The 25,531-nt window shown below is 47.2% G+C and carries 22 protein-coding genes; 20 read left to right on the top strand and 2 right to left on the bottom strand.

Annotated elements, in window-relative coordinates:
• Positions 1 to 31 precede the first annotated feature (31 nt).
• The gene (locus HPT30_RS15860) at positions 32 to 919 is read right to left on the bottom strand and encodes a TetR/AcrR family transcriptional regulator (protein WP_175372324.1); all 888 of its coding nucleotides are present in this window, start codon (positions 917 to 919) and stop codon (positions 32 to 34) included.
• Between the two features lie 148 nt (positions 920 to 1,067).
• On the opposite strand from HPT30_RS15860, the gene HPT30_RS15855 reads away from it, so the two are divergent.
• The 8 genes from HPT30_RS15855 to HPT30_RS15820 all read left to right on the top strand — a co-directional run bounded on the left by HPT30_RS15855 (position 1,068) and on the right by HPT30_RS15820 (position 10,994).
• Complete coding sequence (locus tag HPT30_RS15855; protein WP_175372323.1) at positions 1,068 to 1,796, top strand: MBL fold metallo-hydrolase; 729 nt, start codon at positions 1,068 to 1,070, stop codon at positions 1,794 to 1,796.
• Positions 1,796 to 2,923, top strand: coding sequence for an AbrB family protein (locus HPT30_RS15850; RefSeq protein WP_175372322.1), 1,128 nt, complete (start codon positions 1,796 to 1,798; stop codon positions 2,921 to 2,923). Before HPT30_RS15855 ends, HPT30_RS15850 begins: the two co-directional genes overlap by 1 nt.
• A gap of 1,380 nt (positions 2,924 to 4,303) precedes the next feature.
• Positions 4,304 to 6,613 carry a glycoside hydrolase family 95 protein gene (locus HPT30_RS15845; protein ID WP_175372321.1) on the top strand — a complete coding sequence of 770 codons (2,310 nt, stop codon included), beginning with the start codon at positions 4,304 to 4,306 and terminating at the stop codon, positions 6,611 to 6,613.
• A 213-nt stretch (positions 6,614 to 6,826) separates the two neighbouring features.
• Positions 6,827 to 7,237 carry a MerR family transcriptional regulator gene (locus tag HPT30_RS15840; RefSeq protein WP_066364721.1) on the top strand — a complete coding sequence of 137 codons (411 nt, stop codon included), beginning with the start codon at positions 6,827 to 6,829 and terminating at the stop codon, positions 7,235 to 7,237.
• Positions 7,238 to 7,381: 144 nt separating this feature from the next.
• On the top strand, positions 7,382 to 8,482 hold the full coding sequence (locus HPT30_RS15835; protein WP_175372320.1) for an MBL fold metallo-hydrolase: 1,101 nt from the start codon (positions 7,382 to 7,384) through the stop codon (positions 8,480 to 8,482).
• Between the two features lie 77 nt (positions 8,483 to 8,559).
• On the top strand, positions 8,560 to 9,369 hold the full coding sequence (locus HPT30_RS15830) for an SDR family NAD(P)-dependent oxidoreductase (protein ID WP_175372319.1): 810 nt from the start codon (positions 8,560 to 8,562) through the stop codon (positions 9,367 to 9,369).
• A 411-nt stretch (positions 9,370 to 9,780) separates the two neighbouring features.
• On the top strand, positions 9,781 to 10,356 hold the full coding sequence (locus tag HPT30_RS15825) for a TetR/AcrR family transcriptional regulator (RefSeq protein ID WP_175372318.1): 576 nt from the start codon (positions 9,781 to 9,783) through the stop codon (positions 10,354 to 10,356).
• 14 nt (positions 10,357 to 10,370) lie between these two features.
• Complete coding sequence (locus tag HPT30_RS15820) at positions 10,371 to 10,994, top strand: TetR/AcrR family transcriptional regulator (RefSeq protein WP_175372317.1); 624 nt, start codon at positions 10,371 to 10,373, stop codon at positions 10,992 to 10,994.
• A gap of 78 nt (positions 10,995 to 11,072) precedes the next feature.
• On the opposite strand, the gene HPT30_RS15815 is transcribed toward HPT30_RS15820, so the two are convergent.
• Positions 11,073 to 12,380, bottom strand: a complete 1,308-nt coding sequence (locus HPT30_RS15815; protein ID WP_175372316.1) for an LLM class flavin-dependent oxidoreductase — start codon at positions 12,378 to 12,380, stop codon at positions 11,073 to 11,075.
• A gap of 538 nt (positions 12,381 to 12,918) precedes the next feature.
• On the opposite strand from HPT30_RS15815, the gene HPT30_RS15810 reads away from it, so the two are divergent.
• The 12 genes from HPT30_RS15810 (at position 12,919) to HPT30_RS15755 (ending at position 25,520) form a co-directional block, all read left to right on the top strand.
• Positions 12,919 to 14,583 (top strand): ABC transporter substrate-binding protein, encoded by a 1,665-nt coding sequence (locus HPT30_RS15810; protein ID WP_175372315.1) that lies wholly within the window; start codon positions 12,919 to 12,921, stop codon positions 14,581 to 14,583.
• Between the two features lie 24 nt (positions 14,584 to 14,607).
• The gene (locus HPT30_RS15805; RefSeq protein WP_175372314.1) at positions 14,608 to 15,531 is read left to right on the top strand and encodes an ABC transporter permease; all 924 of its coding nucleotides are present in this window, start codon (positions 14,608 to 14,610) and stop codon (positions 15,529 to 15,531) included.
• 51 nt (positions 15,532 to 15,582) lie between these two features.
• Positions 15,583 to 16,407 (top strand): ABC transporter permease, encoded by an 825-nt coding sequence (locus HPT30_RS30010; protein ID WP_175372313.1) that lies wholly within the window; start codon positions 15,583 to 15,585, stop codon positions 16,405 to 16,407.
• 22 nt (positions 16,408 to 16,429) lie between these two features.
• The gene (locus HPT30_RS15795; protein ID WP_175372312.1) at positions 16,430 to 18,493 is read left to right on the top strand and encodes an ABC transporter ATP-binding protein; all 2,064 of its coding nucleotides are present in this window, start codon (positions 16,430 to 16,432) and stop codon (positions 18,491 to 18,493) included.
• A complete protein-coding gene (locus HPT30_RS15790) occupies positions 18,490 to 19,029 on the top strand; it encodes a GNAT family N-acetyltransferase (RefSeq protein WP_175372311.1) in 540 nt (179 codons plus the stop codon). Before HPT30_RS15795 ends, HPT30_RS15790 begins: the two co-directional genes overlap by 4 nt.
• An 11-nt stretch (positions 19,030 to 19,040) precedes the next feature.
• On the top strand, positions 19,041 to 20,348 hold the full coding sequence (locus HPT30_RS15785; protein WP_175372310.1) for an LLM class flavin-dependent oxidoreductase: 1,308 nt from the start codon (positions 19,041 to 19,043) through the stop codon (positions 20,346 to 20,348).
• A 152-nt stretch (positions 20,349 to 20,500) separates the two neighbouring features.
• Positions 20,501 to 21,223, top strand: a complete 723-nt coding sequence (locus HPT30_RS15780) for an SDR family oxidoreductase (RefSeq protein WP_175372309.1) — start codon at positions 20,501 to 20,503, stop codon at positions 21,221 to 21,223.
• A gap of 631 nt (positions 21,224 to 21,854) precedes the next feature.
• Positions 21,855 to 22,691, top strand: coding sequence for an SDR family NAD(P)-dependent oxidoreductase (locus HPT30_RS15775; RefSeq protein WP_175372308.1), 837 nt, complete (start codon positions 21,855 to 21,857; stop codon positions 22,689 to 22,691).
• Between the two features lie 227 nt (positions 22,692 to 22,918).
• Positions 22,919 to 23,377, top strand: coding sequence for an NUDIX domain-containing protein (locus HPT30_RS15770; protein WP_175372413.1), 459 nt, complete (start codon positions 22,919 to 22,921; stop codon positions 23,375 to 23,377).
• Between the two features lie 37 nt (positions 23,378 to 23,414).
• Entirely contained in the window at positions 23,415 to 24,116 is a 702-nt protein-coding gene (locus tag HPT30_RS15765) for a Crp/Fnr family transcriptional regulator (RefSeq protein ID WP_066364668.1), read from the top strand.
• Positions 24,117 to 24,135: 19 nt separating this feature from the next.
• Complete coding sequence (locus HPT30_RS15760) at positions 24,136 to 24,726, top strand: hypothetical protein (protein WP_066364667.1); 591 nt, start codon at positions 24,136 to 24,138, stop codon at positions 24,724 to 24,726.
• A gap of 14 nt (positions 24,727 to 24,740) precedes the next feature.
• A complete protein-coding gene (locus HPT30_RS15755; RefSeq protein WP_175372307.1) occupies positions 24,741 to 25,520 on the top strand; it encodes an energy-coupling factor transporter transmembrane component T family protein in 780 nt (259 codons plus the stop codon).
• Positions 25,521 to 25,531 lie beyond the last annotated feature (11 nt).

Genomic DNA, 25,531 nt, shown 5'->3' with positions numbered 1-25,531 from the left:
CTTTTCTTTTTGATTTGTCTAGTTAACTTGCCTAACGGTTCAGCATGAGACCGAGCTGGCGTACATAAGGTGCTAACTCACTGACTGAATCCAAGAAGGTGATGTATACCCGCAGAAGAGTACCATTAGGCTTAGGTAGTCCTAACTCGGTCTTCAGCAGTTCGATGACCTCCAGCAGTTCATTCTCTATATGCTCTGGTTGTGGTAGCTCACGAATCTTATCAGCAAAAAACATCAGAAATTCATCCATGTTGGCCTGCCGGGTGTCGTTATCCATTGGATTGATTTGATTGAAAAAAGCACTCGAGGTCTTAAGCACAGGTTCAGGCTTGCTAGCGATTAAATCGCCGATGACTGCATCCAGCCGATCGACGAAGAAGCCGGCCAATTCAGCCATAGGAACAGCGATCACGGCTTGAACTGCATGCGACAAATATTCTTTGATCATGCCGCGGAAGATGGTGACAACATCCCCGAGATAAGGGACAATGGGCTCACCATAGGCTTCGTAAAAGCAATCCTGGTGCAGGGTCACCAGTGAGGCACGTTTTTTTCTCCATTCCACTAGAAAGTTGTCATTGCTTGTGATGGGGAGCTCTTTAAACTCACTGGTGAAAAAATAATTCTCAAGCATATATTGCATCTGATACTCGATCTTAAGACGTAGTACTTCCTTTGGTGGAAGCCCCTTCAGCGAAAGTTTCCGATCAAGCTGTCTGGCCTCTTCGAATAGAATTCTGTGTACCTCAACGAATACGCCAGTAAATAAATCTTCTTTAGATGGAAACACTTTATAGATGCTGGCCTTGGCCATGCCACAAGCTTCTGCGATATCCTGCATGGAGGCAGCGAAATATCCTTTTTCTCTAAAAATGCACATTGCTGTTTTAATAATTTGTTGTCTTTTGAATTGTTCCAACTTAACCACCCCTACATATTCTGACATGTCCCTTCCATGTGGTCAATAAAGGAATTTGACGAAAAAACCCCAAAGTCATATAATGAACTTGTCAGTTTTATGAACTTATTCCTAAGGAGGTGAGCCAGAGCATTCGCTTTGGCGCAACATGAAAATTAATGATCAGATTGAAATGCTAGTGCTTACTCTTAAGATGGGTGAGCATGACTTTATCATTAACCCGGTGGCGATCCGTGACGAGCAATCTTTTGTATTGGTAGACACCGGTATGCCTGGTTCTTACGGCCAGATCACGGAGCTTTTGACCCAAGCGGGAATTGACCCTGCGGCCCCTCATTCCATTATTTTAACCCATCAAGACATCGATCATGTAGGTAGCTTGCCGCAGTTCAAGGGTGAAGGCATAGAAGTGTATGCCCACGGGGATGACCAGCCTTATATCGATGGCCTGCAGCCGATGATTAAGTTCAGCGGGGAACGTAAAGAAGGGCTAATTGCCTCTCTTCCGCAAGATCTTGCTACTGCATTTGAAGCTACTTTTTCTGGAAAAGAAAAGAATGTGACTACGTTACTGGCAGACGGAGAGAAACTATCTTTCGGCGGCGGACTGACCGTAATCCATACACCAGGGCATACGCCTGGACATATCAGCTTATACCATGAGCCAAGCAAAACACTTATTGCTGGTGATGCATTAAACGTTGAAGATGGTAAGTTGATCGGTCCTAATCCGACTGTTACGCCAGATATGCCATTGGCACTGGAATCACTCCGCAAGTTGAAGGCTTATCCAATCGAGACAGTAATCTGCTACCATGGAGGCATTTTTAAAGGCGATGTTCACCAGGCCATCGATGAAATAACGGAGAACCTGTAATGGACGGTACCGGCCATTCAGCCCGGGATGCGTTATGGAAGGAAAACAAGTGGGTCCGTTTTCTGGTGACATGTGCCATTGCCGTCCTTGGCGGATTTGTTTTTCAACTGATCCACATGCCAATTCCATGGCTACTCGGCTCGATGGTGTTCCTCGTTATCGGCTCCAGATTATTTAGAGGGATTTCCTTTTACTGGCCTGGGCAAGTCCGCGATACCGGAATGATTATCATCGGCTATACCTTGGGCCTCTCGTTCACCTTGTCGACCTTAACGCAGATCGGACTTCAGCTGCCGACGATGATTCTGTTCACGGCGCTGCTGTTGTTATGTGCCGGGGCCATCGCGTATTTAATTTCGAAATTATCCGGTATTCCTTTCCCAACGGTGCTCATGGGCAGCATTCCCGGAGGCCTCAGCCAGATGATTACGTTGGCCGAAGAAGTGAAGGGCATTGATATCACTGTCGTCACTTTTTTGCAGGTGTCCCGGCTGATGATGATTATTTTCTGTGTGCCGCTGCTGATCTTCAGCCCATTGTTTCATGTCAGTGGCAGCCACAGTGCCGTAGCTGCTGCTGCGAGCGGATCTGCTGGATCTGCTGCGTTATTTCCGCATATTTTGGTCTTTGCCGCAGTATGCGTAGGGAGTGCGTTCATCGCTAAGAAGATCAAGATGCCAACGGCTTTTCTGCTTGGACCAATGATTGGCACGATCCTGCTTAATTTGACCGGGTATGAGGGTCATGCTCTGCCACCCATCGTGCTCAGTCTGTCACAGCTGATGATCGGGGGCTACATTGGACTGCTGCTGGATCTGGAGAGCCTGAAGAACAAAGCAAAAATTGTTCTGCTCGCAATATTGAGCGGAGTGCTACTGATTGGGGTCTCTATGGGACTTAGCTTGCTGCTAACACGAATGCATGACATCACAATCGTCACTGCATTTCTCGGCTTGTCGCCAGGCGGTATGGACCAAATGGCCCTCATCGCCAAGGAAGTGAACGGCGACCTGTCGATTGTGACGTGCTATCAGCTCTTCCGGACCTTGTTTATCTTCTTTGCGGTGCCGCCGGTGTTGAAGCTGGCTTTCCGGTCGTTGCTGAAGGGGAAAAAAGCTACTATATAAAATGAACAAAAGAGAGAGATGGAGAGGCGAGCGGGATTGAGTCTAAGTTGCGAGAAGGTGTGAGGCTAAGTGGCGAGCCGGATTGAGGCTCAGTGGTGAGAAGGTGTGAGGAGGAATAGTGGGTCGAGATGTCGATGATGTCTTGAATGTGGTTCGCGTTGACCTAAGGGTAACTCAAGATGGCTCATATGTGAGTCTATGGTGACGCACGGGCGACCAAGGTGACTCAAGGGTACGAATTGTCCCAAAGGTTACTCTAGGGTGCCTAAAAGTGTCTCAAAACTAACTCGAGGGTGCTCAAAAGTGCCTGAAAGTGTCCCGAAACTAACTCGAAGGTGCTCAAAAGTGGATTAAGGTTGCCAAGGGTGGCTCAAGGTGTCCCAAGTTGCCTCAAGAGTGACTCAAAACTAACTCGAGGTTGGCTCAAAAGTGCCTGAAAGTGTCCCGAAACTAACTCGAAGGTGCTCAAAAGTGGCTTAAGTTGCCAAGGGTGGCTCAAGGTGTCCCAAGTTGCCTCAAGAGTGACTCAAAACTAACTCGAGGTTGGCTCAAAAGTGCCTGAAAGTGTCTCGAAACTAACTCGAAGGTGCTCAAAAGTGGATTAAGGTTGCCAAGGGTAACATAAGAGTGACTCAAGCATCTTCCGAGCAGCTCCCAACCACCTCCCAAGTGTAAATAGAGGCATTTATGTACCTTAATTATAAGGAACGAAGGGGCTGGCTTCGATTAAGGGCAATTTTGTATGTTAATTCTTCCAAATCGTGCTCAATAGCGTATTTTCACAAAATTAAGATACAATAATGCTCTTATTTCCTTATTTTTTCTCGAAATGGTGAAATTAAGGTACAAAAATGCTTCTAATTGGGTACGTGATGGGGAGGAGCTACTTGGCCTCTTTAGACATCTGGATAACTACGGCCAAAAGCCCATTTTCACTGGAACTAAGCCGACTCTATCTCTACATCCATCAGAACGAAGCCGATCCAAGCTCTACGGCTGCATCTCCGCCTTTAATCTCAAATTCATTTTATCTGTTAACCCTATCCGCTGGATTAAATCCATGTATCATATACCATAGCCAGGGCAAAATTTCTATTGCTCTGGCTATATCTACGTTCCCAAACGCAAACACCGGCGATCATCCATACGTACTCACCAGTGGCCATCCAAAGATAGTCACCAGCAATCATCCAAACGCAGTTCCCAGCTATCATTCCATACATACTCACCAACTGCCATCCATACACATCCGTACTCACCAGCCGCCACCCATTTCTCCGTTTTCGACAAAAAATAATAGTTTCGTACAAAGCTTTTCCAGGAGAAAACCACTAATATAACAAATGTATATAATGAAGATACTTCTGGAGGAAATATGTGATGAGTACACAGAAATTGTGGTATGACAAACCAGCGGCTTCATGGTCCGAAGGTTTTCCGGTTGGAAATGGAAGATTAGCTGCAATCGTGTATGGCGGAGCAGAACAAGAAGTTTGGAACATTACGGAGTCGACCTATTGGTCTGGAAAAAAAGAACACATTACGAGCCAGTCCTCTGGCAAGGATGATCTGGCACGACTGAGACAGCACTTTTTCGATGGAGATTACGAAGGCGGCGAGCGGTTGGCGAGCCAACTACTAGAGCCAAGCAAAGCGAATTTTGGCACCAATCTGCCTGTATGTGATGTGATTTTGAAGTTTAAAGCTGGCGGACAAAATGTCACTCGAGAGCTTAATCTTGAAAACGCAATCACGAAGACGACTTATGAATTTGAGGGTGCGAAAATACACCGCGAACTGTTTGCTTCCCATGCAGATGGACTTATCGTGTGCAAGTTGTGGAGCGAATCGCCGGATGGCGTTTCATTTAATATTCATTTGGAAGGCAAGACCGATCTGTTCGAAAGTTGGAACGAGCCACAGGGTGAAGGCAGGCTCTCCTTTAAGGGGCAAGCTCTGGAGAAACTGCATAGCGATGGTGAATGTGGAGTCCGTTCTCAGGGAAGCATACACGTTGAGACCCTGGGTGGAATCATTAGCGGGGACGCCGGATGGGTTGAGGTTTCGAATGCGAAGGAAGCTATTATTTATTTTGCGATAGATACAGATTATGGTGTGACCGGCGACGACTGGATGAGTGTGGGGGATAAAAGGAATCTACTGGCGAAAGCCAAGGGCTATGAGTCTCTTAAGTTGGATCATATAGCGGACTATAGCAGTCTGTATGACCGGGCCAGCTTAGAGCTGGGGACATCTGAACAAACGCTTTTACCTACGGACGAAAGAATCCACAATGTATCACAGGGCAAAGGCGAGGACCCTGCGTTATTCGCGTTGTTTTTCCAATATGGACGGTATTTGACCCTCTGTGGCGCAAGAGAGGATTCGCCTCTGCCGCTGCATTTACAGGGGATCTGGAACGATGATCAGGCTTGCCGGATGGGCTGGACCTGTGATTATCACATCGATATCAACACGCAAATGAACTACTATCCAACGGAAACAACTCATTTGTCTGAGTCCCACCAGCCGTTAATTCGCTACATTGAACAGCTGGCGGAGAGTGGAAAAGCAGCGGCCCGGGATTTCTATGGTTCTGAGGGCTGGGTCGCCCATACTGTATCCAATGCTTGGGGTTTTACAGCTCCAGCTTGGCAGAATTCCTGGGGGCTTAATGTCACAGGAGGCCTGTGGATTGCCATGCAACTGCGTGATCATTACGAATATACGTTGAACGAGCAATTCCTAAGTCAAACTGCCTACCCTATTTTAAAAGATGCCGCTCTATTCTTCCTGGATTATATGGCCCTGCATCCGCAGTACGGCTGGCTTGTAACGGGACCTTCGATCTCCCCGGAAAATACCTTCCATGCCAATGGAACGCAGGTGCATCATTATCTGTCCATGGGAACAACACTGGATCAGGTATTGGTGAGCGATCTGTTCGAATTTGTCCTGGAGTCAGCGGAGAAGCTTGCGGTGGATGAGCAGCTGCAAGCGGATTTGAAAAAAGCCATTGCATTGCTGCCGCCGCTTCAGATCGGCCAGAAAGGGCAGCTACAGGAATGGTTAGAGGATTACGTTGAGGCGCAGCCTGAGCACCGTCATCTGTCCCATTTACACAGTCTTTTTCCAGCTTATCGCATCACCCCGCAGCATACTCCTGAACTTAGTGAGGCTGCGCGGGTTACCCTGGAAGCCCGTAAATCGACCAACAACCATGAGGATGTGGAGTTTACGGTAGCTGCCTTTGCCGGTTGCTACTCCCGTCTGCATGATGGAGAAAATGCCTATGAGCAGATTTCACACCTGGTAGGAAACCTGTGCTTTGATAACCTGCTGACCTTCTCGAAGCCTGGTATTGGCGGAGCGGAAAGCCCGATCTATGTGGCGGACGGCAATTTTGGCGGAACGGCTGCGATCGCTGACATGTTGCTGCAGAGTCATGCAGGGGAACTACATTTGCTGCCAGCCCTCCCGTCATCATGGTCTTCAGGGCAATATCGCGGACTTCGGGCAAGAGGTGCCTTGGAGGTAGATGTCACCTGGTCGGAAGGACGATTGGTAGCAGCGTCTGTACGCGCATTGACCACGGGACATACCACGTTACGCTATGGTGAACAGACACTACCGTTCAATTTTGAAGCAGGACACAGCTACAGCCTAGATTCCGAACTACGAATACAGTAACGAGCATATTCCTACATCTCCTAAAAGAAATCCTATAGCAAGAACTTTGCAGGGCTGTCTCATACGTGGATTTCCACGATAGAGGCAGCCTTGTTTTATTAGAAGCTACTCTGTTGAAAGGACAGCCTCCTGCTGAATTTGACTTAAAGTTCAGTTTAATGCTTATATATAAGGGAGTGAAATGATGAACACTGGACTTGGGAGGAGAGCACTTTGTTTACAATTAAGGAAGCATCGGAAAAATTAAATTGCGCTGCTCATACGATCCGATTTTACGATAAAGAAGGGCTGTTGCCCAACATACGCAGGGACGATCATGGCAACCGCATGTTTGAAAAAAGAGATCTGGACTGGATTCGCTTGATGACTTGTTTCCGTGCGACAGGCATGAGCGTAGCGGATTTGAAGCAGATCGTTGACCTCGCCTTGCAGGGGGATGAAACGATCGGACAACGCAGGGCCATTCTGGAAGCCCATCAGGAAGAGATTAAGCGGAAGCAGCGGGTGCTGGATGAGGCCTTTGAAGCCGTTAGTCAGAAGCTTGAAGTGTATAACAATATCGAAAAAGGAAATCCGGAGGAACGCTTTCTCACGTACATTGATAAGCTGGATTCACCCCAATAAGGGTGGGATTGTGACAAGTCACTCTGCTTAAGGATAGGGTGGCTTGGTTGTCATCAAGGGCCTTGCCTTGGAGTGCACTTTAAGATGTAAACTGGAACTGTAAAAAAATAACGTTCATCGGAATAAGAAAGCAGGAGAGACTGGATGAAATATGTAATAATCTTGTTCGCACTCGCATTAGTCATTTTCTTAATCATGAATTATTATCCTCCTCTTGGTGGAAAGAGTTCAGCGGACAGTCAGCAGCGGATTCATGAATCCGCTAACTTTGTCGATGGGAAGTTTCGTAATCAAATCCCGACATCGATGGATTATAGTCTAAAAGATACCGCTGGAGCCCTATACGATACAATAAAAGGAAACCCGGATGGTCGGCCAAAGGTAAATCTTCCGACGGTGCGCTTTGATGCCAAAGCATTTTCGGAAAGTCCCGAGGATCAAGTGATCTGGTTTGGTCATTCGACCTTGTTGCTGAAGACGAGTGGAGTGAAGATGCTGCTGGACCCGGTGTTCAGTAAATATGCCTCCCCGGTTTCTTTCGCAGGACCAAAGCGATACAGCTATGATCTTCCAGCACAGATTGAGGAGTTGCCTGACATCGATGTGGTCTTGATCTCGCATGATCATTATGATCACCTGGACTATGCGTCTATCCGTAAGCTGAAAGGAAAGGTCAAACAGTTTATTGTTCCATTAGGGGTCGCCGGACATTTGACGAAATGGGGTGTAGATCCGGACAAGATTCAAGAGCTCGATTGGTGGGAAGAGGCGTCGTACCAAGGGCTAACCATCGTTAGCACACCGGCAAGACATTTCTCTGGCCGCGGCACCCGTTCTGGGTCTACTTTATGGAGTTCCTGGGTGATTCAAGGTAAACAATCGAATGTATATTTTAGCGGGGATAGTGGTTATGCTCCTCACTTCAAGGAGATTGGCGATAAATACGGCCCGTTCGATCTTGCCTTCATAGAAACAGGTCAATATGATGTGAAATGGGCCAACATTCATATGGTTCCTGAAGAGTCCGTACAAGCGAGTCTCGATGTACAGAGCAAAGTAATGGTTCCTATTCACTGGGGAGGCTTCACGCTGGCATTGCACAGTTGGACAGACCCGATTGAGCGGGCGAAGGCAGCTGCGGATGAGCGTGGTGTAGCGTTGGCTACGCCAAAAATTGGAGAAACGGTGATTATCGGTTCTAATGTATATCCTTCTTCAAGCTGGTGGGAGTCGATTAAAAAATAGTGCTTGCCTTAAAGTGAACTTTAAGGGTTACGATAGCTCACGAGCCAAGCTCAATTCGTGATCTGGAGGGAATACACATGAGTAAAACCATTTTAATCACAGGCACATCAACAGGCTTCGGCAAAGAATTGGTGCTTCAATTCGCGAAGCGTGAATGGAATGTCGTCGCTACCATGCGGGATACATCGAAAGCTGCTGCTGAATTTAACCAATATAGTAACGTACAAGTTCTGGCCCTGGATATTACGAATCAGGAAATGACCCGCGAGGTTGTAGATACGGTAACACGTCAATACGGACGCATTGATGTATTGCTCAATAATGCCGGATATGCGCAAGCAGGTATTTTTGAAGAAGTAACTGTTGACCAAGCACGTCAGCAATATGAAACCAATGTGTTCGGTGTAATGACCACCATTCAAGCCGTTCTTCCACAAATGCGGGAAAATCGCTCAGGTCATATTATCAATATCTCATCGATGGGCGGCGTACAAAGCTTGCCAACGCTGTCTATCTACTGTAGCTCCAAAGCAGCGCTTGAAAGCCTGAGTGAAGGTCTGGCGGCTGAAGTTAAGGATCTGGGTATCAAGCTCACGCTGGTAGAGCCGGCAGGATTCAAAACGGGCTTCCAAGCCAATACGCAGGAAATTACAAGCAGTATCCCAGACTATCAACCGCTGTATGACTGGTATAATGATCTTGCTGAGACCGCGCCTTATGGCGATGTGGAAAAAGCGATGTCAGCCGTTGCCGATATTGCCGGCGCAGACAATGCTCCGAGAAGATTGGCACTTGGTAGCATGGGCCTCGTGATGGCGCGTACGCAGCTGAATGGCATGCTTGAGGAATATGACAAGTGGGAACACATTACTGCAAGCGCAGATTAATAGTAAGAAAGAGGAGCGGATGATCATCCGCTCCTCTTTTTCGTAATAAGAATACATAATATTTTATTTATAAAAGCTATATAAGATGAACAAAAGAAAGAAACAAAAGCAAAAAGGAACGAAGGGGGAAGTTTGGAACTGTAGGAGCGAAGCGCTCGCCTGAAAGCTTTCCGGAGGAAAGCTCGCATCGGAAGCACAGGCTGTCTCCAGATTTCAACCGCAATCAGCGGTACAATGGAAAGAAATCTGGGGATAACAGCGGCCGGAAGTCCAAACATTCCACCGTAGTGACGACTGAGCCTTAAGTTCGGATCTTAAGTTCGTTCTTTATAGTTTGATTTTATAAACAGTTGTTGCTAACACAACATTTCTATATAATTGTTGGAAAGATAGTGATGAGGTGAAATGAGTATGCCATTATCTGAAGTGAATGCCTCTGATCCGCGCGTGATTAGAACACGGCAATTAATAATCGATGCTTTTATTGATTTGCTGACCACAAAGGAGTTTAACGCCATTACTGTCAGTGATATTTCTAAGCTGGCGACGATCAACAGAGCGACTTTTTATGCGCATTTTACAGATAAATTGGCCCTTACCGATCGTTATTTCTCAGCTTCATTTATGGAATTTGTCCACAAAAGAGTTGATCCACAAGCGGATTTATCGGAGGAAACGATTAAGCTTATCGTGATCTCTTTATGCGAATATCATGTAACTACAAATCAGATCTGCAAGCAGAATTATGAAGCGATTGCTTCTTACGTGGAAAAAGATATTAAAGCCCATCTGGAAGATATTATTTTTAAAATTATGGTCAATGACTGCAAAGATACGGATGAAGATACTTTGCGAATCGCGGCGAATATTTTGACTTGGTCGATCTATGGCAGCACTTATCGCTGGAATATGGAGAAACGGCCGGAGACACCGCAAGAATTTGCGGTGAAAATTTTGCCTATTTTAAAGGGTGGATATTTCGATTGATTGGAGATTATGGAATGCCCAGAAATCATGAAAAAGATGTTCAACTCCGTGAAGAGCGGAAAAAACAGATCTTAAAATCGGCCTTGCCTCTATTTGTTGATAACGGGCTTCAGGGCACGACGATCAGCGAAATTGCGAAGGCGGCAGGCATGAGCAAAGGTCTGATCTATAACTATTTTGAGTCGAAAATAGAGTTATACAGTATTTTGGCCGCTGATATCTTAGGCATTTCCGAACAAGACGCGCATCATCTCCTGTATGAGCGGGAAGGCACTCCATGGGACAGGCTTTGTCGATTGGCTAAAGATGTAGTTATCATACAGAAATCCAAATTAGCCGGAGATGCCGTGGAAATGCAATTTAATCTGGCTTTTTCCATGCAGTTTCTAAGTTTTGAACAATTGCCTGAACCCTATAAGAGCGACGTGGATAAAGCCTATAGCTTTAGACGACAAACCATTGCGAAATTAATCGAGCAGGGGCAAAACGCCGGGCAATTCATCGAAGGTGATCCTTACCGGCTATCGATTCATTTTGCCTCGATCGTGAATGGCATGTTCATGGAGAATACCAGGAGTGAAGGGCTCTTTGATGAGAGCAATGTAGAGCAGGCACTCAAGCTCTTTCTTCGTCAGTAGGTGCTATAAACATAAAAAACCGTGAAACGCTTGATTTATCAAGGTTTTCACGGTTTTTTTGTCGTATTCACCAGGGGATTAATTCGTTACATAACGGTTCTGCGGAATATGTAAGCCCAGATTCCCTCTGAGCGTATCACTCTCATATGCTGTCCGGAACAAACCGCGTTCTTGCAGAATCGGAACCACTTGAGTTAAGAAGTCATCCATGCCAAAGGGACCGAAGGGAACGAGCATGAATCCGTCTGCGGCGCCTGCTTCAAACCATTCCTGCACCGTATCTGCGACCTGTTCGGGCGTTCCCATAAACGGACTGCGCGGTGTAGTTGCCTCTAAAGCAAGCTGGCGAAGCGTGATACCACTTTTCAGAGCCTCGGTAAAGTTCTTTAGTGAACCTTGTTGAGCCGGCACAAGATCGAGCAAGTTCAATGCCGGTTCATCCAGTGGATACTGCGTTAAATCATGGTGGTTAAAAAAGCGGCTGGTATATTTAAGGGCATCCGTGATCGTGACTAAGCTCGCCATTTCCTGATATTTCTGCTCTGCTTCCTCTGCGGTTCTGCCCACAACTGGAGCGATGCTTGGGAAGACGAGAATATCATCTGCTGATCTACCGAACGTCTCCGCTCTTCTTCTCATATCCTCTCTAAAAGCAATCGATTCTGTAATCGTCTTAGGAATGGAGTAGATGGCATCGGCCTGCTCTGCTGCAAAGTTGCGACCGGCTTCCGATGTTCCCGCTTGGAAAATAACAGGCTGGCCCTGCGGCGAACGTTCAATGCTAAGCGGTCCTTTGACTGAAAAATACTCCCCTTTGTGATTGAGCGTATGCATTTTTGCAGGGTCAAAAAACACTCCGCTTTCCTTGTCGCGTACGAATGCATCCTCTTCCCAGGAAGACCACAAACCTTTTGTAACCTCCAGAAATTCGGCAGCTAATCTGTACTTCGCATCGTGTTCGATTTGCTTTTCGTTGTAATTATCCGCCGCACCATCCAGCGTACCGGAGGTCACCACATTCCAGCCGGCTCTTCCTCCGCTAATTTTATCAAGCGTTCCAAACTGACGCGCCAGTGTAAAAGGCTCGCTGAAGGTGGAAGATACGGTTCCGACCAGACCAATGTTGGAGGTTACTGCCGCCAAGGCACTCAGTAGAGAGACGGGTTCAAAGCGATTTAAAAAATGGGGCAGTGACTGTTCGGTAATGTACAAGCCGTCCGCAATAAAGATGGCATCCAACAGGGCAGACTCTGCTTTTTTGGCCCACTGTTTATAAAGCTCAAAATTCACGCTGGCGTCCGGCTGAGCATCAGGATGTCTCCATTCAGAAATGCTGTCCCCAACGCCGCGCAAATTTACAGCCAGTTTTATTTGTTTCCGACTCACAGTGATTCCTCCCACTATTTGATCAACTAAGAGAATGAGTATACTCGGATTAAAGTGCAGCTACACCCACATATTGACCGTTCGTTTAATTTGTGAATCATTATAGCTTGCTTCCCGCCTGGCTGTCAATTTGAAAATACATATAGATTGAACTAAAAAATTTAACATAAGGGGAACGGAATGGAGGGAAAGTTTGGAACTGAAGGAGCGAAAGCGACCGCCTAAAAGCTTTTCGTAGAAAAGCTTGCATCGGAAGCAAAGGCTGTCTCCGGATTTTATCCGCGAATAGCGGTACAATCAAGAGAAATCTGGGGACAACAGCGGCCGGAAGTCCAAACGTTTTCCGCAATGACGATCTAACCCCGTGTAAGAATTCTAAGTTCAATCTATATGGCATTGAAATATTTAATTTAAGATAAAAAAATTTAAAATTGACAGTGCCAAAGGGAGTGAATATAATTGATCACAAGTTGAACGCGCGGTCAACTTGTGATTTAATTCCATGTATTCCTATGCGAAAAACACAAGGGGTGTAACCATGAATCTTTCTTTTCCTAAGTTTAAGTGGGCCATCGTTATGGCTATTGGATTTTCATTAGTGGTCTCAGGCTGCAGCAATGGTGACAAGAATGCTCCTGCTAATACAGCATCAACAAATGAAGCTCCAGCATCTACTCCTACCGAGGGAGGAGAGTTAACCTTCGCACTTGCGGGCTCTCCGAGTACGCTGGATGTAGGTGTCACCTCTTCTGATATTGATTTCCGGGTTGGCCGGAATATATTCGATAGTTTGGTAGGTGAACTGCCGGATCATACAATCAAGCCTTGGCTGGCAGAGTCCTGGGAAATTTCAGCAGATAAGAAGAGTTATACCTTCAAGCTGCGTACAGACGTTACTTTCCATGACGGTACGCCATTCAACGCAGAGGCAGTAAAAGTCAATTTTGACAGAAGTGCTGATCCTAACGGGAAGTCGGTTTATGCGAAGCAGTTACTAGGACCGTACGAGTCTTCCGAGGTCATCGACGAGTCTACGCTTAAAGTGAATTTTAAAGAACCGTTTACACCTTTCTTAAGTAATCTGGCTAAATCTACACTGGGCATTCAGTCTCCTGAGTCCTTTAAGAAGTATGGCGACCAAGTGGGGCAGCATCCTGTAGGAACCGGTCCGTTCAAGCTGGCCTCCTGGGTTGCAAATTCCGAGATCGTTCTGGAGAAAAACAGCGATTATAAGTGGCCTTCACCGGCAGCGGAACATAGCGGTCCAGCTTATTTGGATAAAATCGTCTTGAAGCTTATTCCGGAAGAATCCACTCGTGTCAGCAGCTTGCAAAGTGGACAGGTACTTGCCGCCGAATCGATCCCGGCACAGAATATTGTCGCATTAGAGAAAGACCCTAATTACCAGATTCAGAAGGCGCTACTCCCAGGTGCTACGTTCCAACTCACCTTTAATAATGAGAAAGCACCGTGGAATAATGTGAAGCTTCGCCAGGCGGTACAATCCACTGTCGATATCGATGCAATTGTGAAATCTTTGTACCTCGGCACATTCCCGCGGTCATGGAGTCCATTGTCCTCCTCAACCTTAGGCTACGATTCTTCCCTGGAAGATTCATATAAGGTAGATATTCAGCATGCTAACCAATTGCTTGATGAAGAAGGCTGGAAGTTAGGTGCGGATGGTATCCGCGAAAAGGACGGCAAGCCACTGGAGATCAATTATATTGATATCACCGGTAATAGAGAGAAGCGTGGCGACATCATTAAAATGGTGCAGCAGCAAGTGAAGCAAATCGGCGTAAAAATGAATGTTTCGATTATGGCTGCGGGCCCTTATGTTGATGCACTGAAAGCTGCCAGCTATGATCTGGTCGGCCACAGCTTTGCTGGCGGAGATCCTGATATTTTAAGAACTATTTTCTCCAAAGCGAACTGGTCTACGAATGAATATGCGAACTCCAACTTTGCCCGTTTCTATGATCCGCAGATTGAGCAGCAGTTAACAGACGCTTATCAGGAAGCCGATCCGGAAAAACGGATTGCGACGTATAAAGAACTGCAACAATACTTTGTGAAGAATGCCGTTTCTATTCCTGTATATGTGTTCCCATACACCATTGCAGAAAGTAAGAAAGTTAGCGGAATTACATTTGACTTCCCAGGGTATCCGCAATTCTATGACGTTGCAGTCTCGAAATAGACAGCAGGAGGGAGACGCGGAGAAATGCTTAGAACTATTCTTTACCGGCTGCTAGTCTCCATTGTGGTCTTGCTCTGCACCATAACACTGGTGTTCTTTCTTCTTCACCTCCTGCCGGGAGATCCAATCAATATAAAAATCGCTGGAAATCCGGTATCCCCGGAGGTTGTGGCTAAGCTAAAGCATGAATTCGGACTAGATCAACCGCTTCATAAACAATACCTCCAGTATTTGGGGAAGGTATTCCGGGGAGATTTCGGAAAGTCGCTCGTGGATAATGAACCTGTGATGACCAAGCTCATGGCGCAGTTTCCGGCAACGCTGTGGTTAACGCTTCTAAGCATGGCCATATCTATAGTGTTTGGCGTGCTGCTAGGCGTTGTGTCGGCAGTATACAGGCATCGCAGTCTCGATCATCTCATTCGGCTGCTCAGTATCTTCGGCATTTCGATGCCGACGTTCTGGGTAGCTATTCTTCTTGTTCTCCTCTTTTCCGTTAATCTGCAATGGCTTCCGGCTTCGGGCGTAGGCGGGTTTCAGTATCTCATTCTCCCGGCAGCGACGATGGGTATTGTTGGCTCGGGGCTAATTGCCCGCATGGTGCGGGGCAGTATCCTGGAAGTGGTGCATGAACCCTTTGTAAGAACACTGCGTGCGAAGGGGCTGCCGGAGAGAAGCGTGATGTATCAGCATGTCCTGCGTAATGCGCTCATTCCAGCGGTGACGATGATGGGGATGCTCCTTGGAGAACTGCTCGCGGGTGCGGTTGTTATTGAATCCGTGTTTGCAAGGCAAGGTGTAGGCAGAGTAATCCTGGATGCCATTTTGGCAAAAGATCTGCCTGTAGTCCAAGGGGCGATTCTGCTGACGGCTTCCATCTATATTCTGGTCAATCTATTGGTCGACTTGTCGTATGCAATCATTGATCCAAGGATTCGCCAAGCCTAGCTTGCATGTATAAAGGCAAACCATGAGCCAAGAAGAAAGGGAACGAATAAGGTGAACGCTAAACGAAGTCTTTTTTCAAGAGCAATGATAACCGTTTCCGTGCTGATGATTGCCTGTCTGGTGCTGTTTGCACTTGTTCCTGGCTGGATTGCTCCTTATTCTCCTACCGAGATGAATGGGGCAGCGATCTTGCAGGCACCCGGCGGGAGTCACCTACTCGGAACGGATTATTTTGGACGAGATATCTTAACTCTGGTTATCTATGGCAGTAGGGATGCTTTGATTATCGGGATCTCTGCGGTGCTGCTCGGTGGAGGGATTGGCGCATTGATCGGTGCTATTGCCGGGTATAGCGGGGGGTTCATCGATGCTGTGCTGATGCGTCTTATTGATACACTGATGACCATACCAGGGATTCTGTTGGCACTCACGGTGTCAGCGGTGCTGGGGCCAAGTAAATTCAATTTAATCATCGCTGTCAGTATTTCGATCATACCTAGCTTTGCCCGCGTGCTGCGCGGACAGGTGCTAACGATTAAGAATCGCACATTCATTGAAGCGGCGAGAAGCATCGGCACCTCACATCTGAGAATTCTATTTTCGCATATTGCGCCGCACGCCTTTTCCTCCTTGCTGGTCATGGGGACGATTGGCGTGGGCAGTGCGATCTTAATGGGCTCAGGACTCAGCTTTCTTGGACTCGGGAGTTCGGAAGAAATTCCGGATTGGGGAAGTTTGCTGTCAGAGGGACGAAGCTATATCTCGATGGCTTGGTGGATTGCCACGTTCCCTGGTCTTGCCATTACTTTGCTAGTGGTGTCGATTAACTTTCTAGGGGACGAGCTACAGTCTGCAATCGGCCCTCGAAAAGGTTGAAAGAAAGGAGGACGCATATCCCATGAACAATGTACTCGATATTAAAGGGCTGTCCGTTGATTTTATGACACCGCAAGGACCCCGAAATATGGTGAATGATATCAGTCTGACCATTGCTCCGGGGGAAACGCTGGTTTTGGTAGGAGAGTCCGGGAGCGGGAAGACGGTGACGTCTCTATCTGTCATGCGGCTCATTGATTATGACAATGGACGTATCGCCCAAGGTTCTATTGAGTTGAACGGACTCAATCTGGCAGAGCTAAACGCCCGTGAGCTACGGGAGCTTCGCGGCCGGAAAATAGCGATGATCTTTCAAGAGCCGATGACGGCGCTTGATCCTATCTTTACGATTGGTCATCAGATGATGGAGATCCTGATTCATCATGGGCTGGCCACGAAGGAGGAAGCGCGGAACCGGGCGATTGCCTTGCTTGACCGGGTGGGTATTGTCGATCCGGAGCTCCGGATGAAGCAGTATCCGCATGAACTGTCGGGAGGCATGCGGCAGCGTGTCATGATTGCGATGGCTCTGTCCTGCGGGCCGGAACTGCTTATTGCTGATGAACCCACGACAGCGCTAGATGTCACTATTCAAGCCCAGATTCTGCAGCTTCTGCAAGAACTGAAGGAAGAGTTCAACATGTCGATTCTGCTGATCACCCATGATCTGGGGATCGCTGCAGAACTGGCCGATCGGGTCGCCGTCATGTATGCGGGTAAATTGGTAGAGGTCGCTGATGTTAACTCCCTTTTTGCTAAGCCACAGCATCCATACACACGTGGACTGCTGCAATCAGTTATGACGTTACAGAGTGATCGTACGAAGCCGCTCTATCATATTCCGGGCTCTATTCCAAGTCTCGCAGATCTGCCGCGAGGCTGTCGTTTTCATCCGCGCTGTGCATTTGCTACGGATCAGTGTCGTTCTGAGGAACCACCTGCTGTTACGAATGGTACGAATATGGTTGCTTGCTGGCATGCCGATAGCATATCAGAGCTTCCACTGGGAGCGGAACGGCAGACTGTTGATCAGGATGTTCAGACTGCTGAACAGAATGCGCAGAACGTTATTGTTCAGTCCCATTCCAACATAGGCGATCCAGAAGTACTGATCGAAGCCCTCAAGGTGACTAAAAGCTTCAACACAGATAGAGGATTTTTATCCAGGGGCAAGCAAGGTGTTCGCGCAGTGGATGAAGTGAATTTACAGATTCTGAGAGGGGAAACGTTCGGCCTCGTCGGGGAGTCTGGTAGTGGGAAATCAACACTGGGGCGCATGATGCTTCAACTGGAGAAGGTGACTTCAGGTCAAATCCATTGGGAAGGACATGACTTGGCCGAGACGAAGAGCAAGGACTTAAGAGGTTTGCGCCGTGAGATGCAGATGGTATTCCAGGACCCGTATAGTTCTATCAACTCTCACTGGAAAGTAGCGGATATTATTGGTGAGCCGCTAAAGGTCCATCTCTCATTATCCTCTAAAGAAAGAAAAGAGAGAGTAGAAGAACTGATGACTCTGGTTGGACTGGAGCCTGCATCGGCAGATCGTTATCCTCATGAATTCTCAGGCGGGCAGCGGCAACGTATTGCCATTGCCCGGGCGATTGCGTTAAATCCAAAGTTCATCGTCCTTGATGAAGCGGTATCTGCCCTGGATGTATCTGTACAGGCGCAAATTATTAATTTGCTGCAGGACCTGCAGCGAAGGCTCGGGCTAACCTTTCTGTTCATTGCCCATGATCTGCATGTCGTCCGGCATTTGTCAGATCGTGTAGGGGTGATGTATCTGGGCCAGCTCGTGGAGCTTGCGCCTACAGAAGCGTTGTATGCTTCCCCGGCTCATCCGTATACACATGCGTTATTATCAGCGATCCCTGCTTCGGACCCTTCCGGTAAAAAAGCATATGGGCTGTTAAAAGGGGAAGTTCCCTCGCAGACGTTCCGGACAACAGGCTGTAAGTTCCATCCAAGATGCCCTGCGGCCACTGACAAATGCAGAACAGAAGACCCTGTATGGCAAAATGTCGGAGACCAGCATCTCGTAGCCTGTCATCACCCTATCCCATTTGAAGGAGACTTACAATGAGCTTGTCCAATTCTTCGGAACAGAAGGAATTCATTACGATCCGCAGTGCAGTCCCTGCTGACTATGATGCAGTGGTTGAGATACTGTCTCAGGCTTGGGAAAGTTACGCCGTGACCTACCCTGAAGTCAGAGAATCGCTAAAGGAAGCATTGCGAAAGTATCTGGAGCCAGGTTCACAGGAGCGTATTGTTGCTGAAGCGGAAGGTCTTATTATTGGAACAGCGGAGATATTCCATAACGCTGCTGAAGCGTACGGTGACATCCAGCAGACGCTGGCAACACCAGTGTTGCGCAGATTAGCTGTTGCACCTGGATGGCAGGGTAAGGGAATTGCTACACAGCTTATTCATGAGAGCGCGAAGCGAGCATTGAACGCCGGAGCTGGCTATTTATATTTGCATACATCATTGGAAACCAATGCATCCGCAGCGAGATTATATGAGCATCTGGGCTTTGTCCGTTCACACGACCAGGATCTTCATCAGGGAGAATATTTCATGGAAGGTTTTCGGCTCGACTTAACAGCTGAACTATAGGAGGAATATCAATGAGCGATCGGAAAATTAAACTGGCAATCAACCTGCGCGGTGTCGGAGGAAGCATGTCTGAATGGAGACATCCTGATGCGAAGGCAGACGCAAGTATAGATTTTGAGCTTTACAAGGAATGGGCACAAAAGGCCGAGGCCGCACTTTTCGATATTCTTTTTATCGCGGATGGTTTGTATATCACGGAACAGTCACTGCCTCATTTTTTAAATCGCTATGAACCGATTACCTTGCTCAGCGCGTTGGCGACTGTAACGAAAAATATTGGCCTTGTAGGTACAGTATCTTCTACTTATAGTGATCCTTTTACTATCGCACGTCAGTTTGCATCGCTGGATAAAATGAGTGGCGGACGGGCAGGCTGGAATGTCGTTACCTCCGGATTACTTGATGGAGCTGCCAATAACTTCAATGGGAAGCAAGTTCATCATGATGAAAAATATGAATTGGCTACCGAATATCTGGAAATCACTAAGGGGCTATGGGATTCGTGGGAAGACGATGCCTTTGTACGTGACAAGGAGACAGGCGTATTCTTTGACCCTGCGAAGATGCACACCTTGAATCATGAGGGTAAGTTCTTTTCTGTCAAAGGGCCGCTGAACATCGAACGTTCTCCGCAAGGGCAACCAGTTATTTTCCAAGCTGGATTGTCGGAACCGGGCCGTAACTTTGCAGCCCAATTCGCCAATGCAATCTACTCGATCCCACAGACCATAGCAGAATCGATTGCTTTTAGAGAAGATATGAGGAAGAGAGCGGTAACTTTCGGCCGATCAGCCGATGATATTCTTGTTTTTGCTAATATATCACCAGTTGTAGGCAGAACCGAGGAGGAAGCCGAGCAAAAATATCAGGAGATTGCAAACCTGGTGACCATCGAGCATGCCCTTAACTATACCAGCAGATTCTTTAACCATCTTGACCTCTCGCAGTATCCGCTGGATGAACCGGCAATAAATCTGCTGGAGCTGATTCCGGGTCAAGACGGTACTTTCAAGTACTTTACGGAAGAACTGCAGAGTGGGAAGACACTCAGACAGCTTGCTTTGGAGGCGACAACTCCGCGCAGTCCATTCATGGGCACGGCTGAACAAATCGCAGATAAGTTGCAGGCGTGGTTTGAAGCAGGCGCCGCAGATGGCTTCATGTTCGTTCCCTTCGGTCCATTTGGACTGGATGATTTCTTAAATGAAGTGGTGCCGATTCTGCAAGAGCGTGGCTTGTTCCGTACAGCTTATGAGGCGGCTACCCTTAGAGAAAATCTTGGACTGAGCATACCGAAGAATCGCTACGCTCAATCTTAAATGACAAAGATGTTTTCCCCGTAAATATGAACGGAATTTGAAGGATAGACTGCTGAGTAAGGCGGCGCTTGACTTGGAGTGTACTCCAAGTTGTAGAGTGTGAGTGTCACCAAAATTATTCAAACAAATTCATACAGAAACGGGGTAAAACCATGTCACATACAAAGACTGCTCTGATTACTGGAGCTAACAAAGGGATTGGATATGCAGCAGCTAGACAATTAGGATCCTTAGGATATACGGTCCTGCTAGGCGCAAGAAGCGAGGCAAGAGGTAAGGAAGCAGCGGCGAAGCTGATAAGCGAAGGTTACGATGCTCGTCACATTGTGCTCGACGTTACGGATCAGGGGACGATTGATGCTGCCTCCAAGCAAATCGCTGATGAGTTCGGATCACTAGATGTATTGGTTAATAATGCTGGAGCCTCTTTTGAAGCCTTCGCTTCGCCAAGCCAGCTGGAATTGTCTGATTTAAAGGCAACGTATGAGACGAATTTTTTCGGTGTGTTTGCTGTAACAAAGGCATTCCTTCCTTTGCTGACTGAGGCTCCTGCAGGCAGAATTGTTAATGTATCCAGCGGACTCGGGTCATTGACCTTTATGAGTGATACGGCTGCTGCTAATTTTAACTTCCTTGCTTACCCAAGCTCCAAAACGGCTGTGAATGCGTTGACGATCATGTTCGCCAAGGAATTTAGAAATACACCACTGAAGATCAACGCGGCTGACCCGGGCTATACCTCTACAGACTTAACAGGTAATCAAGGCCATCGTTCAGCTGAGGTAGCGGCAAAAGTTATTGTGCACCTTGCGACACTGCCGGATGACGGGCCTACAGGAGGCTTTTTCAGCGAAAACGGTCCGGTTTCCTGGTAAGCTTACCTCTGAAATGTAGCCCCCTTCACCAGTCTTCTTAGAAGTAAAAAGAGGGGTGACCTCCCTAACTAACCGTTTTAATAATGAAAAAGGGGCTACCCCCTCAACTAACGGCATTTTTGTACCTTATTTTACTTTGATATAGGCAAATGAGGGAAATAAGGGCATTATTGTATCTTATTTTTCGTAAAAGCATGCAGTAAGGGGTATTCTGGAAGATTTAAGGTACAATATTGCACTTAATCTCCAATAACCCCTAGCTGCAGCGGATTTAAGGTACGAAAATGCCGTTAATTACACTTCGGTCCTTCTTATACAAGCTCTCTTTTTTCTTGGCTATGTTTGTTTTTTAATGCGTTCTATATAGCATCAAAGTAAATTAATTTAATATAAGGACCCGCGACAGAGCTGATTTTAGAAGGCTATTTCGCGGGTTTCTGTTTCTGAGCTGCATGATAGCTGGTAAGTGGTAAGTGATAGCTGGTAAGCGATAGCTGGTAAGTGATCGCTGGTAAGTTTTCGCAGCAGATTGACTATAACTGAATGATCGTTTATTATACAGAAGTGAGATAAATAGATGATATCGAAGCAGACACGAAGCCGCGATATTTAATAAAAGGAGAGAATATCAATGTCTAAACCAAACGTATGGTTCATTACCGGCAGCTCCAGAGGTCTTGGACGCAGTCTGACAGAAGTTGTTCTGAAAAAAGGGGATTATGTTATTGCAACAGCCCGCAATCCGCAGTCACTGAATGATTTGGTTGAACAATACGGGGAGCAGATTCATCCGCTTGCGCTAGATGTCAGTGATGAGCAAGCTGTATCTGCTGCGGTTGAACAAGCCCATCAAGTGTTTGGACGTTTGGATGTCGTGGTTAACAATGCCGGGTATGGTGATGTTGCTTCGGTTGAAGATGTCACGCTGGATGATTTCCGGGCACAGATTGATACGAACTTCTATGGTGTTGTCTATGTTTCCAAGGCTGTCGTTCCGATTTTGCGCAAACAGGGCGGCGGGCATATCATCCAGATTTCATCTGTAGGCGGCCGGATTGCTACTATGGGCTTAGCGGCGTATCAAAGTGCAAAATGGGCTGTCGGCGGATTCTCCGAGGTGCTGGCACAAGAAGTGGCGCCTTTTGGCATCAAGGTAACTGTCATTGAGCCAGGCGGCATGCGGACAGATTGGGCGGGTTCTTCCATGACTATTCCGCCAATCAGCCAGCCGTATGAACAGACCATTGGAGCGTTAGCTACAATGCTGCAAGAGCATTCAGGTCAATTTGGCAGTGAACCTGAGAAGTTTGCTGAAGTCATTAGCGAGCTAGCCTTGCTGCCTGAAGCTCCTCTTCGTTTGCTGCTGGGCCAGGATGCGGTCGATAATGCAGATGCTGCACAGCAAGCTCGCGCGGCAACGGATGCCAAGTGGCGCCAAGTGAGTGAGACGGTAAATTTCTCTTCCTAAAATGAAGTGACCAGCTTTATGAATGATGAATAATAATAGATAAATCATAGAGGACATCCTGATTTTGGAGCTATATTCCATTCAGGATGTCCTATTTTTTATGTTTAATAGTCATTTTACGAAACGTGTCATTTTATTTAACATTACTAGACAATTGTCCTTTTTTCGTGCGGAAAAATCTCTAAAATAAGAATCAAATGAGGCAAGCGAAATGGAGGTGAAGAGAGATCGAACAGAAGCGGATTAGAGAGTTTACCGCTACGGTCTATGTCCTGAATGAAGAACGCAATGCGCTTTTATTCATGCGGAGGCGAAAACCGCCATTTGTCGGGTGCTTTTTCCCGCCAGGTGGGCATTTAGAGCCGAATGAGACGCCGGATGAAGCAGCAGTCAGAGAAGTGTGGGAAGAGACGGGCTATCACATTCGGCTTGTGTCGGCACAGGAAAACAGTCATACAGAGTCTGGTGTAGTTCCGTTGGCTTTTCCAATCAAGATTCAGCTTGAGCGTATCGATAATCAGCATGACCATATCGATTACATTTATGTTGGAGAAATCATTTCCGGAGCGCGAACGGAAGCCGAAGAGGAGTGGATTTGGCTGGAGGCCATTCAATTGGACGAAGAGCCGGTGCCGGTTGCGGTTCGAGAAATCGCCAAGCGAGTCTTGCAAGATCAGAAGCTCTAGGGGAATAATAGCTGTAAAAAGGTAATGGAGGCTGCAAATGGACAAGTCAGTCCTGCTCAACTTGATGAACAACTACAGATGGCTGCATGACATGCTGGAACACATGCCGCCGGAACTGCTTGTCCATTGGGAACTATGGCGCTATTATCCTGAAGAACTGGTATGTGAGCAAGGCGAGCATCCTGTTGTTTTCTTCATCGTTATAGAGGGGCGCTTGAAAGTAGAGCACATTCTGGAAGACGGCACGATCCTCATTATTGCCTATCTCGATCCGGGGCAAATGATCAGTGATATCGAGATAGCGTTAATGACGCCGTACGTATGCCGCATTACCGCCGAGATGCAGTCTTCTACACTTGTGCTGAAGAAGGATATATACCAAAGATGGTTGCTGGCGGATAATCATTTCTTACTGTACTTAACGAAACAATTAGCCGGGAAGCTGCATGAGACGGTGCGCAAATCCATTGACCATGTATCGATGTCCCTCAGGCACAAGCTGCTCCGCTATTTATACGGACAGGTTGAGCATTTCAACTTTAACCAGCAGGCATCATTTATCATTCCCATCTCTCGCGAAGATATTGCCTCCCAGTGGGGAGTGACGCTGCGCAGTGTGAACCGGGTGCTCAAGGAGCTGAAGGACCGGGAGATCATTTATGTAGATAAAAACCGGATTATCTGCAATGAGTGGAGCCGCTTTTTATTGAAAAAAGAATTAACGGACATGGAAAAATAACATCTAAGGAGTGTTTGTTGTGAGCCAATTGACTTCCATGCAATCAGGATTACCGAAAAGAGGGGTGACTGCCCGTCATATTGTGGCGATGGTGATCAGTGCGCTGATTTTTGGAGCGACCATTTATATTTCCCGGTTTGTCCCTATCAAGTTAGGTACGGTTCAAGTGCTGTATCCTGCGGCGATTTTCGCTCCGCTGTTCGGGGTTTGGTTTGGCGTTTGGGGTTCGGCTGGACTTGTGGTCGGCAATATTCTATCTATGGTTGTGGTTGGTATGAATCCGGCCATCTATCCTCTAGCCTTGCTTGCCCAGTTCATTATGGGGTTCGTTCCGGGGATCGCTTTCCGCAAAGTCCGGTTTGAAGGCGCGAAGGATCGTATTGTTTTCATCGTTACCGTAACGCTGGGGATGATTCTGTCAACGGTACTAGTAGCACTGAACCTGGTCCTCATTCAAAAGATTCCTGGCAATGTTGTATGGGGCACGATTTGGCCTTGGATGCAGGTTAGCAACACGCTCGCTGCAGCCATCTTCAGCCCGCTTCTGTTCGCGTGGATGTCTGACTATATGAATAAGTCCGGCTTGTTTTTCAAAAGGTTTCTAGGCTGACGGGGGTTACACTTATGCAATTGTATTATCCATCGAATTCGCTTCTGCACTACTTGCACGGCTTTACGAAAATATTAGTCTTTGGTTTACTCCTTACCTTTATTCCGCTCTTTATGGACCAGCTCGTAAGTCTAACAGTTCTGCTGCTGGTATGTTTGGCATTATTCATTTATATTCGTCCCTCACGATGGCATTGGCTGCTGCTCGTTCCCGTTCTGATCCTGTCATTCACGATGAGTTTGTCTTACTTTCTGTCTGACGCAGGTGGAACGTTATACTTTCAGGCAGATTTGGGCTATTGGAAAATCATTATTTCTTCTGGTAACATCGCAGTTTCGCTAAAATTCATGTGCCGTATGCTGATTTGGTGTTTGCTCTTCTTCCTGATTCTGTTCACGACCTCTAATGAAGATATTGTTATGGGGCTGAAAAAGTTCGGGCTGCCTGAATTCGTGACATTGTCCGTATCCCTTGCGCTGCGTTACTGGAGCCTGATGATCTTCGACGTCAAAACGGTGATGGACGCGCAATACGTGCGGGGCGTTGATTTTCGCTCAGGCAATCTGTATGCCCGTTCTGTCCGGTTCGCAAGTACGCTTGTTCCAGTCCTGTTCGTCTTCTTGAAGCGATTCCGTACGACCAGCTTCGCCCTGACACTCAAGGGGGCGGGGCGGAAGAACAAGCGGACTTACTATTACAATCCCAGGATTACCGGAATCGACAAACGGGTCATTCTGGCGGGGGGACTGCTGTTTATCACCTGGCTAGGACTAAGATGCTTCTTTACTTTATAACAACGGAGGAG

The sequence above is a fragment of the Paenibacillus agri genome (assembly GCF_013359945.1).
Lineage (GTDB): Bacteria > Bacillota > Bacilli > Paenibacillales > Paenibacillaceae > Paenibacillus_AQ > Paenibacillus_AQ agri.
The sequence above is the reverse complement of the archived record's forward strand: the minus strand, read 5'-3'. Positions and strand labels throughout refer to the sequence as shown.

Bases quoted from the DNA above. Each gene is read 5' to 3' on its own strand.
- HPT30_RS15855 (WP_175372323.1), top strand. From the start codon at position 1,068: ATGAAAATTAATGATCAGATTGAAATGCTAGTGCTTACTCTTAAGATG.
- HPT30_RS15850 (WP_175372322.1), top strand. From the start codon at position 1,796: ATGGACGGTACCGGCCATTCAGCCCGGGATGCGTTATGGAAGGAAAAC.
- HPT30_RS15845 (WP_175372321.1), top strand. From the start codon at position 4,304: ATGAGTACACAGAAATTGTGGTATGACAAACCAGCGGCTTCATGGTCC.
- HPT30_RS15835 (WP_175372320.1), top strand. From the start codon at position 7,382: ATGAAATATGTAATAATCTTGTTCGCACTCGCATTAGTCATTTTCTTA.
- HPT30_RS15830 (WP_175372319.1), top strand. From the start codon at position 8,560: ATGAGTAAAACCATTTTAATCACAGGCACATCAACAGGCTTCGGCAAA.
- HPT30_RS15825 (WP_175372318.1), top strand. From the start codon at position 9,781: ATGCCATTATCTGAAGTGAATGCCTCTGATCCGCGCGTGATTAGAACA.
- HPT30_RS15820 (WP_175372317.1), top strand. From the start codon at position 10,371: ATGCCCAGAAATCATGAAAAAGATGTTCAACTCCGTGAAGAGCGGAAA.
- HPT30_RS15810 (WP_175372315.1), top strand. From the start codon at position 12,919: ATGAATCTTTCTTTTCCTAAGTTTAAGTGGGCCATCGTTATGGCTATT.
- HPT30_RS15805 (WP_175372314.1), top strand. From the start codon at position 14,608: ATGCTTAGAACTATTCTTTACCGGCTGCTAGTCTCCATTGTGGTCTTG.
- HPT30_RS15795 (WP_175372312.1), top strand. From the start codon at position 16,430: ATGAACAATGTACTCGATATTAAAGGGCTGTCCGTTGATTTTATGACA.
- HPT30_RS15790 (WP_175372311.1), top strand. From the start codon at position 18,490: ATGAGCTTGTCCAATTCTTCGGAACAGAAGGAATTCATTACGATCCGC.
- HPT30_RS15785 (WP_175372310.1), top strand. From the start codon at position 19,041: ATGAGCGATCGGAAAATTAAACTGGCAATCAACCTGCGCGGTGTCGGA.
- HPT30_RS15780 (WP_175372309.1), top strand. From the start codon at position 20,501: ATGTCACATACAAAGACTGCTCTGATTACTGGAGCTAACAAAGGGATT.
- HPT30_RS15775 (WP_175372308.1), top strand. From the start codon at position 21,855: ATGTCTAAACCAAACGTATGGTTCATTACCGGCAGCTCCAGAGGTCTT.
- HPT30_RS15765 (WP_066364668.1), top strand. From the start codon at position 23,415: ATGGACAAGTCAGTCCTGCTCAACTTGATGAACAACTACAGATGGCTG.
- HPT30_RS15755 (WP_175372307.1), top strand. From the start codon at position 24,741: ATGCAATTGTATTATCCATCGAATTCGCTTCTGCACTACTTGCACGGC.